This window comes from Acinetobacter sp. Marseille-Q1623 (assembly GCF_902809895.1).
GTDB classification, from domain to species: Bacteria; Pseudomonadota; Gammaproteobacteria; order Pseudomonadales; family Moraxellaceae; genus Acinetobacter; species Acinetobacter piscicola_A.
Genome location: NZ_CADDWG010000001.1, coordinates 523,592 through 538,239 on the forward strand (window position 1 = coordinate 523,592; position 14,648 = coordinate 538,239).

13 protein-coding genes and 1 pseudogene are annotated in these 14,648 nt (G+C 36.6%); 9 read left to right on the forward strand and 5 right to left on the reverse strand.

What is annotated here, in order from left to right; translation table 11 throughout:
* Positions 1–12 precede the first annotated feature (12 nt).
* Positions 13–1,473 (reverse strand): CYTH domain-containing protein, encoded by a 1,461-nt coding sequence (locus tag HUV91_RS02425; protein WP_174492411.1) that lies wholly within the window; start codon positions 1,471–1,473, stop codon positions 13–15.
* A gap of 259 nt (positions 1,474–1,732) precedes the next feature.
* On the opposite strand from HUV91_RS02425, the gene HUV91_RS02430 reads away from it, so the two are divergent.
* On the forward strand, positions 1,733–2,116 hold the full coding sequence (locus tag HUV91_RS02430; RefSeq protein ID WP_174492412.1) for a DUF962 domain-containing protein: 384 nt from the start codon (positions 1,733–1,735) through the stop codon (positions 2,114–2,116).
* A gap of 233 nt (positions 2,117–2,349) precedes the next feature.
* On the opposite strand, the gene HUV91_RS02435 is transcribed toward HUV91_RS02430, so the two are convergent.
* The gene (locus tag HUV91_RS02435) at positions 2,350–3,291 is read right to left on the reverse strand and encodes an ankyrin repeat domain-containing protein (RefSeq protein WP_174492413.1); all 942 of its coding nucleotides are present in this window, start codon (positions 3,289–3,291) and stop codon (positions 2,350–2,352) included.
* A gap of 410 nt (positions 3,292–3,701) precedes the next feature.
* On the opposite strand from HUV91_RS02435, the gene thiE reads away from it, so the two are divergent.
* The 5 genes from thiE to dusB all read left to right on the forward strand — a co-directional run bounded on the left by thiE (position 3,702) and on the right by dusB (position 8,506).
* Complete coding sequence (thiE, locus tag HUV91_RS02440) at positions 3,702–4,322, forward strand: thiamine phosphate synthase (RefSeq protein ID WP_130073194.1); 621 nt, start codon at positions 3,702–3,704, stop codon at positions 4,320–4,322.
* A 41-nt stretch (positions 4,323–4,363) separates the two neighbouring features.
* Positions 4,364–5,665, forward strand: a complete 1,302-nt coding sequence (gene hemL / locus HUV91_RS02445) for a glutamate-1-semialdehyde 2,1-aminomutase (protein WP_174492414.1) — start codon at positions 4,364–4,366, stop codon at positions 5,663–5,665.
* A 151-nt stretch (positions 5,666–5,816) separates the two neighbouring features.
* The gene (locus tag HUV91_RS02450; protein WP_130073196.1) at positions 5,817–6,236 is read left to right on the forward strand and encodes a GlcG/HbpS family heme-binding protein; all 420 of its coding nucleotides are present in this window, start codon (positions 5,817–5,819) and stop codon (positions 6,234–6,236) included.
* Between the two features lie 298 nt (positions 6,237–6,534).
* Entirely contained in the window at positions 6,535–7,137 is a 603-nt protein-coding gene (locus HUV91_RS02455; RefSeq protein ID WP_174492415.1) for a GGDEF domain-containing protein, read from the forward strand.
* A 343-nt stretch (positions 7,138–7,480) separates the two neighbouring features.
* The gene (dusB, locus tag HUV91_RS02460) at positions 7,481–8,506 is read left to right on the forward strand and encodes a tRNA dihydrouridine synthase DusB (RefSeq protein WP_372405163.1); all 1,026 of its coding nucleotides are present in this window, start codon (positions 7,481–7,483) and stop codon (positions 8,504–8,506) included.
* Between the two features lie 85 nt (positions 8,507–8,591).
* Here dusB and HUV91_RS02465 read toward each other — a convergent pair.
* Positions 8,592–9,185, reverse strand: a pseudogene (locus HUV91_RS02465) (DUF4291 domain-containing protein).
* Positions 9,186–9,397: 212 nt separating this feature from the next.
* On the opposite strand from HUV91_RS02465, the gene HUV91_RS02470 reads away from it, so the two are divergent.
* Positions 9,398–9,904, forward strand: coding sequence for a DinB family protein (locus tag HUV91_RS02470; RefSeq protein ID WP_174492417.1), 507 nt, complete (start codon positions 9,398–9,400; stop codon positions 9,902–9,904).
* A 40-nt stretch (positions 9,905–9,944) separates the two neighbouring features.
* Here the strand turns inward: HUV91_RS02470 and HUV91_RS02475 are convergent, their stop codons facing one another.
* Entirely contained in the window at positions 9,945–10,988 is a 1,044-nt protein-coding gene (locus HUV91_RS02475; protein WP_174492418.1) for an NAD(P)H-dependent flavin oxidoreductase, read from the reverse strand.
* A gap of 204 nt (positions 10,989–11,192) precedes the next feature.
* On the opposite strand from HUV91_RS02475, the gene HUV91_RS02480 reads away from it, so the two are divergent.
* The gene (locus HUV91_RS02480; protein WP_174492419.1) at positions 11,193–12,452 is read left to right on the forward strand and encodes a putative DNA modification/repair radical SAM protein; all 1,260 of its coding nucleotides are present in this window, start codon (positions 11,193–11,195) and stop codon (positions 12,450–12,452) included.
* Positions 12,452–13,231 (forward strand): TIGR03915 family putative DNA repair protein, encoded by a 780-nt coding sequence (locus HUV91_RS02485; RefSeq protein WP_130073202.1) that lies wholly within the window; start codon positions 12,452–12,454, stop codon positions 13,229–13,231. The genes HUV91_RS02480 and HUV91_RS02485 overlap by 1 nt, the downstream gene beginning before the upstream one ends.
* A gap of 64 nt (positions 13,232–13,295) precedes the next feature.
* Here the strand turns inward: HUV91_RS02485 and HUV91_RS02490 are convergent, their stop codons facing one another.
* Positions 13,296–14,507, reverse strand: a complete 1,212-nt coding sequence (locus HUV91_RS02490) for a YeeE/YedE family protein (protein WP_174492420.1) — start codon at positions 14,505–14,507, stop codon at positions 13,296–13,298.
* Between the last annotated feature and the right edge of the window lie 141 nt (positions 14,508–14,648).

The following is a 14,648-nucleotide window of genomic DNA, read 5'->3' on the forward strand; positions in this document are numbered from 1 at the left end:
TGCAAAATAGATTTATTTTAAGAATTTACGGCTCACTAAAAATTGCTCAGTCGCTTCAAGTAACTTTTCTGCATAGACTTCTTGTTTCGCGGTGAGCCAACCTAAGGCAAACCAATCACTCGCTTCTAAATCGGTTTGTTGTAAATACGATGAAGATGATGCAAGTACCTGATATTGCTCAGAAGCATGTTGTGCATCATTGAGTGCTTTGCCATATTTCTGTAGATTTTTGACATCATAAATAGCAGTTAAAATTGGGAAGCTAAATTTTAACTCACTGAGTCTTAATGCCAGTTCTTCTAAGGTTTCGAGGTCAGTAAGATCGGCATGATTTAAGCTGTCTTGCAGTTGTTTATATTGATTTTGCAAAGTATTTTGTGCAAACCATTTTAAATCGTGGCTTTGAGTTTTCTTTTCATCATTTAAACTAAACATTAAAAGTTCTAAATAATGTTGAACGTTCAGTGTAGATTTCACTAAATTATTCAATTTTTCTTTGGCATATAAAATGTCTTTGTCCAAACTCTCTGCTGTTTTCGGATTTTGTAGTAATGCACCTAGGGTATTTTGCATATGTTCAAAATGCGCAAGATTTTGGAAATGGCTTTTAAATGCTGCCAATTGATATGCCCACTTATCCGAAATATCAGCACTCCATTCTTTGAATAATGAAATGCTTAAATGTAAATGATTTAAGGCGATTTGTGCTTGTTGTAAGTGTTCAGGTTCAGCAACATGCGCTGAAATTGCGGCAATATTGGGCAGTAAATGCTGTAATTGATTGGCAATCAATAGTCGTAAATTAAAATCAGCAGATTCTTTTTTATTTAACATGAGCTCTTTGGCAAATTTAGCTGGGCTGACCGATTTATTTTCAACCAATAAATGACCAAATTCAGCTTTGCTACGTACATCGAGCCATAGTTGATATTTTTTTACCCATTCAAAACTAAACGCGAGTAAAGACTGGATTGAACCACTTTTGAGTTCAAATTCAACTTCATAAATCTCTTGTTTGGCAGTTTCTGTGCGAATTTCACCGACATCGATACTGATTTCGATTTTGGCATCTTGATATTGCATCACACGAAAGGTACGTTGAATGTCAGTTTCAAACTGTAGTTTGAGTTGCTCTGTGTGTTCGCCGAGGGTATTTTTTAAAATCTCTAATGCTTCGGGATATTCTTGATAAATGTCTAAATTTAACTCAGGGGCTGTTTCTAGCTCACCAAGATCATGATTATGTTCAAAACGGTGCAGCTGAGTTTTACCCATGGCTTTGAGCGTTTGAATCCAACGTGCGCCTTCGAGGCGTTGACGTAGTGCAGCCGAATGTTGTGACAATAATTGGTTTTCAGTATCGTAATATTTGGCTTGTAGGTGAACGGTTTCAGATTTTTTGGGGTCTAATGCTTTGAGTAATGCATGGCGGCGAGCTTCTGGAATCTGAAATTTTAACTCAACTTCAAGCATGAAATTTTCCTAAACAACAAATAATGAAAACAATAAAAATATAAATTTGAGCAAATTTTTCAATAACAACGTTGAAAAATGACTGCGCAACATTTTACGACTGATCTTGTTAAATTGTAACGGATATTCACACAATAAAGCAGTTCAATCCTGTGCCGATTTTGCTGCTATGGATGATATTGTGCCGAAAAAGGACATTGCCTTTTTTTAATGCAAACTATACAGTGAAAGGCATAAAAAATATTCAAAAGGATCTACGATGAATAGCCAGATTGAGCCAAAACGGGATGTATCTGTTCAGCCACAATTTCAACTTCCAATTAAAAACTATGCTGAATTTTACCGTTTTTATTTAACAGAGCATCGTAATATCACGAGTCGCCGTCTACATGCGGTAGGGAGTAGTGTCGGGATTTATTTTTTTAGTAAAGCAATTCGTCAACGCAAAGCGAAATATTTTGTGTATGGATTAGTGTCTGGCTATGCCTGTGCATGGGTGGGGCATTTTATGTTTGAAAAAAACAAACCCGCAAGTTTTAAACAACCATTATATAGCTTTATTTCAGATTGGCGCATGTTATCGGATATTGTTCGAGGTAACTTAAGTCTGAAAGATCGTCAGTTGGATAAGATCGAGAGTTAGATTTTATTTTTAATAAAGGCTTAGTATGTTTTAGCATTTTAAATGTCATCCGATAATTAAATTAGGCTAAACAAAAATGTGGAATAATCCATAAGAAGTAAGCGTGGAACGTGATCAACCATATAAAAAGTCTGATTTGCACAAGTCAGACTTTCATGGACTTCAACTTATTGAAATAATTAAATTAATATAGATGCTTTCGCATGAGGTGTATTATGTTAATTTTAGAAAACCTAATTAAACGCTTCTAGGTAGTTCATTAATTCAGTTTTTCCTTGCTTCTGTGCTCTTTCAAATGCTGTTTCCTTGTATTTATTTTTGTGTTTCATATCTATTCCATATTCAGCTAAGAACTGTAATCCGTATAAATTATTATAATCTACGAAAACATGTGGCATTTGGAAAACTGGATCTTTACCGAGTGGATTACAACCTAAATCTATTAATAATTTATAAATTTCAGTATTTTTATTGAGCCCAGCAATAGCTAAGCCCTTTTGTGTTATCGTTTTAATAAAATATTCTTTAAAATGCTCAAAAAAATAGAATACCATTTCATCTGAATATCTAAAGGCCAATTCAAGTGGCGTATATACAAATGATTTTTTCTTTGGGTCTGCACCAAGTTCTAATAATTTCTTAGCTAAATCAGTATTATTTTCCTGAATGCTCAATCCTAAAGGAGTTCCTACACCTTTAAGCTCTCTATTTAACTCACCTTTACTTATTTTTTTTGATAATAAAAAATCTATCTGATCTACTAAATTAAGATAGCAAGCATATACTAGGGTCTGCTTTATTTTTTCTTCTTGAAGGCTTGTTTGTAATTGAATTTTTCTTTCTTCATCAGATGGCGTTACCCCATAAGTTTGATATAAGATCAATTCCATTGCATCATCCCAAAATAATTCAGGATTGTAATCAGTATGATGTATTACTTTTTTATCAATAGAATAATAGCTATAAATTCCATTATCTAATTCTGAACTATCCATAAGGTCATATATTTCTTGAAATATATCTTCAGTATTCCCTAGATTTCTGAATCCTATTTCATCTGTTTCATAAATAGTTGCATACCTTAAGTGAATGGTTTTATTCATCACAAAGAAGAAATCTTGAGTAAGCTTTAATCCATCTACTTTTCTTAAAATTGTATCTATTGTTGGATTCATAAGTTGAATTAAATATCATAAATTTTGTTTTAGTATAAAAGAAAATTACTCGAATATTGATTTCATTTAACATAATGAGGGGAGGTTGTGCGAAATTATTCATTAAAATTATTATATTTCAATGATTTATATTTTTTTAAAACCGCTACACATCCGCAAAAAAAGCCGATCCAGTTACATTTCAGCCCTTTTTTAACAGTTTTGGTAGCTTTTTTTTATAAAATTGATCATATAGTCGTCTTTTTGCCTAATTTACTATGAGTCAAATTACTGAAATTATTTGCAGTCAGTTTTATCAATAAGTTCAGTGAATGATTAAGTTTTTTAATTTCTACATTTAATCAATGTGTTCTCATAACGCTTTGTCTTATAATAATCAAAGTTTTGTATTTGTTTTGAGTTTTTGACTTATGCGCGGTTTATATTTAATCACCAATGATGATCCAATTGAACTTTTATTGGCAAAGCTTGAAGGTGCAATGTCAACTTATGAAGTGGCAGTATTGCAATATCGCCGTAAAAAAGTGGCAAAACAAGATCAGGACTATGAAATCGAATATATGAAGTCGATGTGTGCGCAATATAAAGTCCCTTTTGTCATTAATGATGACTTAGATGCCGCGGTAAAATATGGTGTGGGTGTACATTTAGGGCAAGATGATGGTTCTATCGTAGAAGCAGTTACTCGTCTGCCGAAAAATGTTTTGATCGGACGTAGTTGTAATAATTCGATTGAACTTGCGGAACAAGCCATTGCTGATGGTGCAAACTATGTAGCTTTTGGTGCAATTTATGCCACTGAAACAAAGCCTGAGGCGGGTAATATTGGTTTAGAGACTTTAAAACAAGCCAAAGCAAAATTTAATGTGCCAATTTGTGCGATTGGTGGTTTAACTGTTGAAAATTCAAGTGAAGTGATTGATGCTGGTGCCGACCTTTGTGCCGTGATTAGTGATATATTGGGACAGTCATTATCAGGCGTTACTGTGCGTACCCACGAATGGGCTGATTTATTTGCATCAAAAGCATAAGCTTTTTTGAATGCCATTGTATTTTTAAGTTGAGCATTTCCATGACTTTATCTGCCAAGCAAGAACAATTGTTTAAACAAGCAAGCAAACACATTCCAGGTGGAGTGAATTCTCCTGTACGTGCGTTTAATGGTGTCGGTGGTACGCCAGTTTTTATTGAAAAAGCCAAGGGTGCTTATTTATACGATGTCGATGGCAAGCGTTATGTCGACTATGTGGGTTCATGGGGGCCGATGATTTTAGGGCATGCGCATCCTGACATTATCAAAGCAGTGCAAGATGCTGCTGTTGATGGTTTAAGTTTCGGTGCACCGACTGTGCATGAAACAACACTTGCAGATATTATCTGTGAAATTATGCCTTCAATTGAATTGGTTCGTATGACCAACTCAGGGACTGAGGCGACCATGACGGCGATTCGTTTAGCGCGTGGTTATACAGGGCGTGACAAAATTGTCAAATTTGAAGGTTGTTATCACGGTCACTCAGATTCATTGCTTGTAAAAGCAGGATCAGGTTTATTAACCAAAGGTGAAGGGGAGGCAACTTCTGCGGGCGTTCCTGCTGATTTTGCTAAACACACTTTAACATTGCCATACAATGATATTGCCACTTTAAAAGAATGCTTTGCCAAGTTTGGTGCTGAAATTGCAGGGGTGATTGTTGAACCTGTCGCAGGCAATATGAATCTGGTTAAACCGATTGATGGTTTCTTGCAAGCCATTCGTGATGTGTGTGACGAGCATGGTTCAGTTTTCATCATTGATGAAGTGATGACAGGTTTCCGTGTGGGCCTGGGCGGTGCGCAAGCACATTATGGTGTAACCCCTGACTTAACCACTCTGGGTAAAATCATTGGTGCAGGTCTGCCTGTAGGTGCCTTTGGTGGTAAACGTGAAGTGATGGAATGCATTGCGCCACTTGGTAAAGTGTATCAAGCAGGGACATTGTCAGGCAATCCATTGGCGATGCGTGCAGGAATTGAAATGTTTAAGCATTTACGCCAAGACGGCTTTTATGAAAATATTACTGCACAACTCGAAAAATTACTTATAGGTTTACAAGCTGCTGCGAATGAAGCAGGCATTGCCTTTAAAACTCAGCAAGTGGGTGCAATGTTTGGCTTGTACTTTACAGATCAAGAAGATATCACAAGCTTTGACTCGATGTTGAAATGTGATGTCGACGCTTTCCGTAAGTTCTTCCACGGTATGTTAAAACGTGGTGTCAATCTTGCGCCATCGGCTTTTGAAGCGGGCTTTATTTCAGCTGCACATAGTGATGAAGATATTCAATTTACCATTGATATGGCAAAAGAAGTTTTTGCAGAAATGAAAGGTTAATGACTCACTTATATTGCATTTAAGGCATTGCTTTAAATGCAATTGAGTATTTTACCTTTGGCTAACCCTCACTTTGGCATCATTTTTAAAGTAGTGCTTAAAAATTCGCTCAGGAGAGGGAACTCCTTTAAATTTTAACAGGAATGAATGGATGCAAACCAAACATTATTTGACCTTGGCTGATGCCGAGTTTTTATTGGATCAGGCATATCAATATGCAGTTCAAAAACAATTTAATGTCAGCATTGCAATTGTCGATGAAACAGGCAATTTACTTGCTATGAAGCGTATGGATGGTGCTTCACCAATGACTGCAAATTTATGTTTAGAAAAAGCCAAATGCTCTGCGATTAGCCGTCGTCCTTCGGGCTTATTTGAAAATTTAATTAAAAATGGTCAGATGGGTTTTCTCACTATGGATACTTTTTCGGGCATGTTAGAAGGTGGTGAGCCGATTTTATACCAAGGACAGTTGGTCGGTGCTGTGGGGGTTTCAGGTGTTAAATCATTTGAAGATGCAGAAATTGCACAACATGCTATTGAATTATTTTTAGCACAATGTGGCGCTTAGCAGTATTTGGGTTATTGGCTGTAAGATTTTGATCATCATTTTGTTTCGATTATATGAAATTGTCTGCTTTGAGTTGATGACTGATAAAAGTCAGAGAACAATGATGATGAGAAAATGAAAAACATATATCCATAATATTTTTATTAAATTTTTAAACTTTATGTGATATGTTTCGCTTAAATTTTTTTTACTATTATGTGTGTCAGTAATTTGTAGGAAAATAAGTTTGGAAATTTTTGAATAAATTGCTACATTTATGCGATGAAAACAAAAAAAATGTCACCGCTAGGGGATTGTTATGAGAAATAAAATCTATTCAGAAAAGCGCCGTAAACTGTATAGATTTGTGAATCAGGTTTTGAAAAATTCATTTATTACGAAACTGATTCATAAAGATACAAAAGATCAAAGTATAGAAATTGACGCTTTGACTGGGGTTTACAATCAGTTTGGAATTAATCAATTTGTCAAAGAATTGCACCCACAAGAAACAACGCATTATGGCATTCTATTGATTAATATTGATAATTTAGATGAAATTCGTACGCAATACAATCAAAAATCTGGTGATAAAGTAATCTACGAAGTTGCTCAAAAACTTGCTCATAATATTCGTGAAACTGATTTGATTGGGCGTTTGAGTGATTCAGAATTTATTTTGATTTTAAATGATATTAACCAAGCCCAAATGGCGCAAATTGCAGGACGTTTATTGAATGCAATTCAGGCACATCCTATAAAGCTCAAAAATAAAGAAATTTTACCAATGTTGAGTTACGGTATTTCTGTTTCAGATCATCAGTCTAAGAGTCAGGATGTATTACAACAAGCGGATCACAATCGCTTTATGATGAAAGATCAATCAAATCCATTCTATGCAGAGTCACAAACTTTGTCTTAAATGAATGCGCTTAAAAACTTTAGGTTTCGGTGACAACTCAACAATCCTAAACTATCTGTCAGATGACTTATATTTTAAAAAACTATAAGTCATGCTTTTGCTCGATTAATTATTCCAAAGTTTTTTACACAAATATAACGTCAAGATTTACAATAGCCTAATAAATGATTAGCGCCAATGTTGATTGGGATGCTAAGCCCTTTTTTGTGCTGTGTAAATAACGATTTAACCACTTTTGGCAGGGTATTCTATCTATGCAAATTGCATTTTAAATAGAATATGAAGAGGGTGTAGTGGATTTAAAACGTTAAATGAGGTTATACAATTGAGTCAATATCAGGTCATTCAAGACTTATTTGATAGATCAAAGCATTCTCCTGTTTTTGTTGCCCCGATGGCAGGTGTCACTGATCGGCCATTTCGCACATTGTGCAAATACTTTGGTGCAGGACATGCGGTCAGTGAAATGATGACCTCTGATCAAACTTTACGTATGACCAAAAAAAGTTTATATCGTGCCAATTTTGACGGTGAACTTGCGCCTATTTCAGCGCAAATTGCAGGTTCAGAGCCTGAGCAGTTGGCTGAAGCGGCACGTTATCAAGTCTCGAATGGCGCTCAAATTGTCGACATTAATATGGGGTGTCCTGCTAAAAAGGTTTGTAATAAATTGGCAGGTTCGGCATTACTCAAAGATGAAGACTTAGTGGCTCGAATTTTGGATGCAGTTGTCGCTGCGGTCGATGTCCCCGTGACCTTAAAGACCCGTTTAGGTTTTTTAAATGGGCATGAAAATATTATGCGTGTGGCAAAACGTGCAGAAGAAGCAGGGATTGCAGCACTTGCTTTACATGGGCGTACTCGTGAGGATATGTATTTAAATACAGCACGTTATAGCTTGATTAAAGATGTAAAAAGCATGCTGTCGATTCCTGTGATTGCCAATGGTGACATTGATAGTCCTGAAAAAGCCAAATATGTTTTGGATTATACAGGGGCTGATGCCGTGATGATTGGACGTGCTGCCCAAGGTCGCCCGTGGATTTTCCGTGAAATTGCACATTATCTCGAAACAGGTGAACATTTAGTCGCACCTGATATTCAGGAAGTGAAAGATGTGTTGCTGGGGCATTTGTCTGAGTTATATGGATTTTATGGTGAGTATTCAGGCTGCCGTATTGCACGAAAACATATTGCTTGGTATACCAAAGGTTTACGTTCAAGTAATGAATTCCGTCAAAATATGTATAAAGTGGAAAGTACAGCAGATCAAGCAAAAGTTGTTGAGGCCTATTTCAATCATTTATTAGAACAAGGAAATATCATGAGTGATGTGCAAGTTGAGAAAGTGAATTTACTTGATGTCTAACTGGTGTTCTCTCTTAGCGGATTCTATGGAAGATAGAATGGGAGCATGTTCTCATTCTATAAATGCTCATCTCAGCGAGACAGATTTAATCAATCCCTAAATGCCTTTTCAGTGCAGTGCTTAAAGGATAGATACGTTCTTTGGGCAGCAGTTTTTCTGCATGTTTATATTGTCCATCTTTACGAAACTGCGCCATTTTTCGAACCAAAGGCGTGATGTCATCGATGGCGAGAATTGCCTCATCGTTAAACCTTTGAATCAGAAAACGACTGATGCCGATCTGAATACTACGATGTTCCAGTTTGGCACTTTTCAGATTACGTTCAGGATCCCATTGAACATGAACCTGTGCCTGCTCAAAAAGATCAATCCATTGTTGACCTTTGTGTGTTTGGAATAAGCTCGGATCAGTATGTACGCTTTGAGCAAGTAGACGTTCTCAAAAAATACGTTTGATGCGTATGGCAAGAATGTGTTCTTGCCCTGATTGACGTGCCCAATGACTGCGTCCCATTAACCATAGAAATGAGGGTTTAATCCATGTCATTCTGTGAAAGGAAAATGGCGCAACAAATTTCTGATGTTGCACTGCGAGTTGAGCGATCTGTTGATTATAGGCTTGATAGACCGCGATGCTGTCACGATCATATACTGCACGAATTTCATGATATGCAGGCATGATAAATCTCACTTAAACATTGAACCAAGTTTTTGAAAAATAAAAACCGAGTTAAATAAGTGGGAAATGATTTACCGCAAGGCAAAAAATTGGATTTATCATGAGAGAAATATGGTAATAATAAAAATATGGTAATAATAAAAATATGTTGTTATTTTAATCAAAATTGTGTTTGTATCAAGATAAATTACAAGTATTGATGACGTGAAAAAATGAATAAAGAGACATTTCAACTTTTTGCCGAATACAATGTATGGGCAACTCAGCGTTTGGATAAGCACTTGGCTGAAATGTCAGATATAGATTTTAATCAAAATGTTGGATTATATTTTAAGAGTATTGCAGGAACTTTAAATCATTTATTATTGGGCGAACATAGCTTATGGTACGCACGTTTTAAACATGGTATTTCACCCATTGTGTCTTTAGACACCATTTTACATACGGAAAAACAGCGATTATTGAATGAGTTGGTACAAAAAGCTCAGCATTGGGTTGAATTTGTCGATGGTTTAGATGACACAAAACTCAAAGGAAATTTAACTTATCAGCGAGCCTCAGGTACACCAATGAGTTTACCTTATGCAGCAACATTATTGCATGTATTTAATCATGGCACGCATCATCGGGGACAGGTCACGGCTGCCATGACAGCTTTGGAATATCAATGTCCTGAGTTAGATTTAGTGTATATGCTGGCGGAACGATATCAGGTCTAAATCCAATTAAGACTTAGACCTGATTGTTGCAATCATCAATTTAAGCTTGATTCATTTCCAAGACCAATTGATTGATTAAATCTTGTGCTTCTAATGGGCGGATTTGAGCAACATTTGAACCTGCCCAAAAAGCTCCATAACCAACCTCACCATTTTGCACAGCTAAAGCATTCAATTGTTTTGCTAAATCATAAGCATAAGGATATGGTGCAACAGGTGGACGATCAGGTAGATCAATAAAGGAAGCCCATTGATTAATTAGACCACGTGCAGGACGTCCTGAAATACTTGCTGTGATTTGGGTAATTGGGTGGTCAAATAATGCTTTGCGATAGGCTGTATTGGCATTAGAGCTTTTACATTGAACGAAAGCGGTGCCGAGTTGTACAGCTTCCGCACCCAAGTTCAGTGCTTGTTTGGCTTGTTGACCGTTCATAATACCGCCCGCAGCGACGACAGGTGTCTGACAGTATTTTTTAATCAGTTGAATGAGATCAAAAGTTTTAATTGCACCATCCAAATCAGGATTAAAAATACCACGATGCCCACCTGCTTCTACACCTTGTGCAATGATGATATCAATACCTGCTGCTTCGATGGCTTTGGCTTCTGCAAGATTGGTGGCAGACACCATGGTAATAATATTTGCATCTTTTAATTGTTGAATTTGATAAGCATGTGGAATGCCAAAATGAAAACTCACGGCTTTGGGTTGTGTCTGCAAAACTAAATTTAAAAAATCGTCATTGTCCAGAAAACTAGGGTAAATGCATTTCAAATCTTGTGGCGTTTCTGCATTAAACTTTGCAAATTCAGGTTTTAAATGTTCAATCCATCTTTGATTTGCTGTTTCATTCAATGCTTCAGGCTGATGGCAAAAAAAGTTCACTTGAAAGGGCAAACTTGTCAACTCTTGGGTTTTTAAGATTTGCTCACGAGCAGCACTGACTGAATTTGCCCCTAAACCCAGTGAGCCAAGACCTCCTTGATTTGCCACTTCGGCTGCCAATTCAGGTGTGGAAACACCTGCCATTGGGGCTAAAAAAATAGGGTGTCGGATTCCTAAGCGTTCTAATATATTCATCACTGTGCTCCTTCAAGATATTCCTAAATTAGCTGAACTAGGTGAAGGATGGCAAATAATAATCGTTATTTAATCATGAAATGTTTATCCACTCATACTTAAAATTTAAAACGACACAATACGACGTTCAAAAGATAAGAGAACACATGATCTTGCCTATGAATTTTATAATACATTACCCTTAAGCAAAACAGGTGACAATGTATGTCTGATCGTATCAGTGAAAAATTACAGATTTTAGCTGATGCTGCCAAATATGATGTGTCATGTTCGTCGAGTGGCAGCAATCGCAAAAATAAAGAAAAAGGTTTAGGGAACACAGGCTCAGGTATATGTCATAGTTATACCGAAGATGGTCGTTGTGTTTCTCTACTCAAAATTTTGTTTTCAAATGTCTGTATTTATGACTGTTCTTATTGTGTGTCTAGGCGTTCTAATGATGTGAAACGAGCTTCTTTTACTGTACAAGAGGTGGTGGACCTCACCATTAATTTTTATCGTCGTAATTATATTGAAGGATTATTTCTGAGTTCAGGGATCTTTAAGTCGGCGGATTTTACGATGGAACGTATGCTACAAGTGGTTAAAAAACTCAGACTTGAAGAAAATTTTAACGGCTATATTCATCTCAAAACCATTCCAGGTGCCTCGTCTGAGATTATTCATGAAGCGGGTTTATATGTAGACCGTATGAGTATTAACTTGGAAATGCCGACAGAAGCAGGACTGAAGAAATTTGCACCTGAAAAAACCCATCAAGAAGTTCAAAAAGATTTAGGAATTGTGCGTGATCGTCTCATTCAATTGAAAGATGAGCGAAAAATGATTAAATCTGTACCTAAATTTGTGCCAGCGGGTCAGACCACGCAAATGGTGATTGGTGCACATCACGAAACAGATCAAGATATTATTTTAATGGCAGATCATCATTACAAAGCATTTAACTTAAAACGCGTATATTTTTCAGGTTATATTCCTATTAATGATGATGAAAAAATGTTACCTGCCATTGGCTCAGCGCCCCCATTACTACGTGAAAATCGCTTGTATCAATCTGATTGGTTAATGCGTTTTTATGGTTTTGATGCCACTGAAATTGTCGATGATCAGCATCCTTATTTGGATTTGGATGTTGATCCTAAGCTAGGTTGGGCGTTAAGGCATCCGGAACAATTTCCTGTGGATATTAATACTGCCGATTATCGAATGATTTTACGTGTACCTGGTATTGGTGTACGTTCCGCAAAAAAAATTGTGCAGGCACGGCGGTTTGGTAAAATTCATATTGATCAATTGAAACGTTTAGGTGTGGCTTATAATCGCGCACAACATTTTATTTACTGTGTAGATACGCCGAAATTTTTAAAGCAGCAGTTACCAAGCCAAATTCGTCAACAGATTTTGCAGTCAGGTCACTCGAAATACCAGAAACAACTTTCGCCACAGTTAGGTTTTGGTTTTTAATGACAATTTATATTTTTGATGGAACACTCACGGGACTATTGTGCTGTGTATTTCGAGCATTTCAATTTAAAGAATTTGAGATTGAAATTTGTCATCAAGCTCAATCACAAAATAGCTTATTGGGTGATACCATTGTTGTACCTTCAGATGATGTGCAAGCGCAGCGGGTGTGGCAAGGTTTAAAGCAAAAAATTTCCATAAGTGCATTAAGAAACTTTTATTACACTTTTTTATCTGAAAATGCAGAAGCTTTTCAGCATTTATTCAATTTTAGTGTCTATGTATTTTCATCACAAAAAAATATTGATCAAAATTATGGGCATCCTTCAGTTTTAGCCTTATCAAAATGGGCAAAACAAGTTGGACGTGAAAAGCACCGCATGGAAGCTTTTGTAAGATTTAAAAAGTGTAAAGATGCTTTATTTTTAAGTTTGATTAAACCCGATTTTAATGTGCTACCTTTAATCGAGCGACATTTTAAAGCCCGTTATCAAGATCAAAAATGGTTGATTTATGATGAGCAGCGTAAATATGGGATTTACTATGATTTAAATGAAATCCATCAAATCCAGATGAATGCGTGTGAAATTGACTCAAATAATATGATTGGATCAAGTCAGAATTTTACGATTGAATTGGACGATGAAGAAGTTTTATATGACAAACTTTGGAAAGATTATTTTAATAGTGTCAATATTCAAGCACGACAAAACATGAAGTTGCATATTCAATATGTGCCAAAACGTTATTGGCGCTATTTAAATGAAAAAATACTATAAATCATAATTTTAATCTGTTAAAAAATGCCCACTCTGATGGGCATTTTTTAATGGCACTGAGTAGCTAACATCCGCTGAGTTTGGTTGGCAGGGGTTTTTCATTTGGAAAGAACGTCGGGCGCAGTTTTACCCCGACACTATTGCCTATAAATGCAAAAACGAGCCATAGCCAACCATGTAAACTACCTGATGCAATACCACTAAAATATGCACCAATATTACAACCATATGCCAAACGTGCGCCGTAACCCAACATTAAACCGCCGAGTACAGCAGCAAGTAATGAACGTTTTGGAATATTTAAATTTGGTGCAAATTTTCCAGCCAAACTTGCTGCAAGTAATGCACCAAGCATGATGCCAAAATTCATCATTGAGGTGACATCGAACCACAGGGATTGTGTTAAAGCTTTAGCATTTGAAGCTTGTTGCCAATATGCCCAAGATGCGACATCAACACCTACAAAACTTGCAGTTTTTGCAGCCCAAACAGCAAGTGCAGAGGTGACACCCCATGGACGACCCGCCAATGCTAAGGTAGCAAAGTTAAGTAAAGTGAGAATAATACCACCCCACACCAAAGGCCAAGGTCCACGTAAAAAACGACGAAAGCCGCGTTGCTTGGTTTCAGGTTCTGATTCCAATTGACCATGACGTTTTTTCTCAACATAAATTGTAATTGCAGCAATGATAGAAAAAATGACAAGATTCAGTACAAGCGCAGGTATCACTCCCAAACTATGTACCAATGAAATAGGTGCAAGATGAGGTAGATTAAACCACCAATCCAAATGCGATGTTGCGATCAAAGAACCTAAACAAAAGAAGATGAGTGTGACCACCATACGTGCGCTACCACCTCCTATCGTATAGAGTGTACCAGAAGCACAGCCACCGCCGAGTTGCATGCCGATCCCAAAAATAAAAGCACCGATCATGACGGAGATAGAAACAGGATTGACATTGCCTTTGACAGGATTGCCAAATAATTCTCCTGCACCAAGTGCAGGGAAAAATAATAATACCGCTACAGCAAGCATGATCATTTGTGCACGTAAACCACGTCCACGGCGTTCGTTTAAAAAGACACGCCAACTGGAGGTAAAACCAAAAGAAGCATGATATAAGGTCATACCTAAAGCACCGCCAATTAAAAATAACAGTGCTTGTGTGGTACCAACAACATGATAAGCACCTAAGGTGCCTAAAATGATAAGAATAAATGCGACCCAAACCGAAGAATTTGATCGATCGGATTTCGCTGCAACAATAGACATGGGAGTAGTAAATATAACGAATTGAGTGAGCGTATTTTAAGTGATAATTATGTGATTAATATATTGAATAATCACATATTATGAAGTATTTAATTGAGAATATCTGATGGTATAAATAAGATATTCTGATAATAAAATGTT

Bases quoted from the DNA above. Each gene is read 5' to 3' on its own strand.
- HUV91_RS02425 (WP_174492411.1), bottom strand. From the start codon at position 1,473: ATGCTTGAAGTTGAGTTAAAATTTCAGATTCCAGAAGCTCGCCGCCAT.
- HUV91_RS02430 (WP_174492412.1), top strand. From the start codon at position 1,733: ATGAATAGCCAGATTGAGCCAAAACGGGATGTATCTGTTCAGCCACAA.
- HUV91_RS02435 (WP_174492413.1), bottom strand. From the start codon at position 3,291: ATGAATCCAACAATAGATACAATTTTAAGAAAAGTAGATGGATTAAAG.
- thiE (WP_130073194.1), top strand. From the start codon at position 3,702: ATGCGCGGTTTATATTTAATCACCAATGATGATCCAATTGAACTTTTA.
- hemL (WP_174492414.1), top strand. From the start codon at position 4,364: ATGACTTTATCTGCCAAGCAAGAACAATTGTTTAAACAAGCAAGCAAA.
- HUV91_RS02450 (WP_130073196.1), top strand. From the start codon at position 5,817: ATGCAAACCAAACATTATTTGACCTTGGCTGATGCCGAGTTTTTATTG.
- HUV91_RS02455 (WP_174492415.1), top strand. From the start codon at position 6,535: ATGAGAAATAAAATCTATTCAGAAAAGCGCCGTAAACTGTATAGATTT.
- HUV91_RS02470 (WP_174492417.1), top strand. From the start codon at position 9,398: ATGAATAAAGAGACATTTCAACTTTTTGCCGAATACAATGTATGGGCA.
- HUV91_RS02475 (WP_174492418.1), bottom strand. From the start codon at position 10,988: ATGAATATATTAGAACGCTTAGGAATCCGACACCCTATTTTTTTAGCC.
- HUV91_RS02480 (WP_174492419.1), top strand. From the start codon at position 11,193: ATGTCTGATCGTATCAGTGAAAAATTACAGATTTTAGCTGATGCTGCC.
- HUV91_RS02485 (WP_130073202.1), top strand. From the start codon at position 12,452: ATGACAATTTATATTTTTGATGGAACACTCACGGGACTATTGTGCTGT.
- HUV91_RS02490 (WP_174492420.1), bottom strand. From the start codon at position 14,507: ATGTCTATTGTTGCAGCGAAATCCGATCGATCAAATTCTTCGGTTTGG.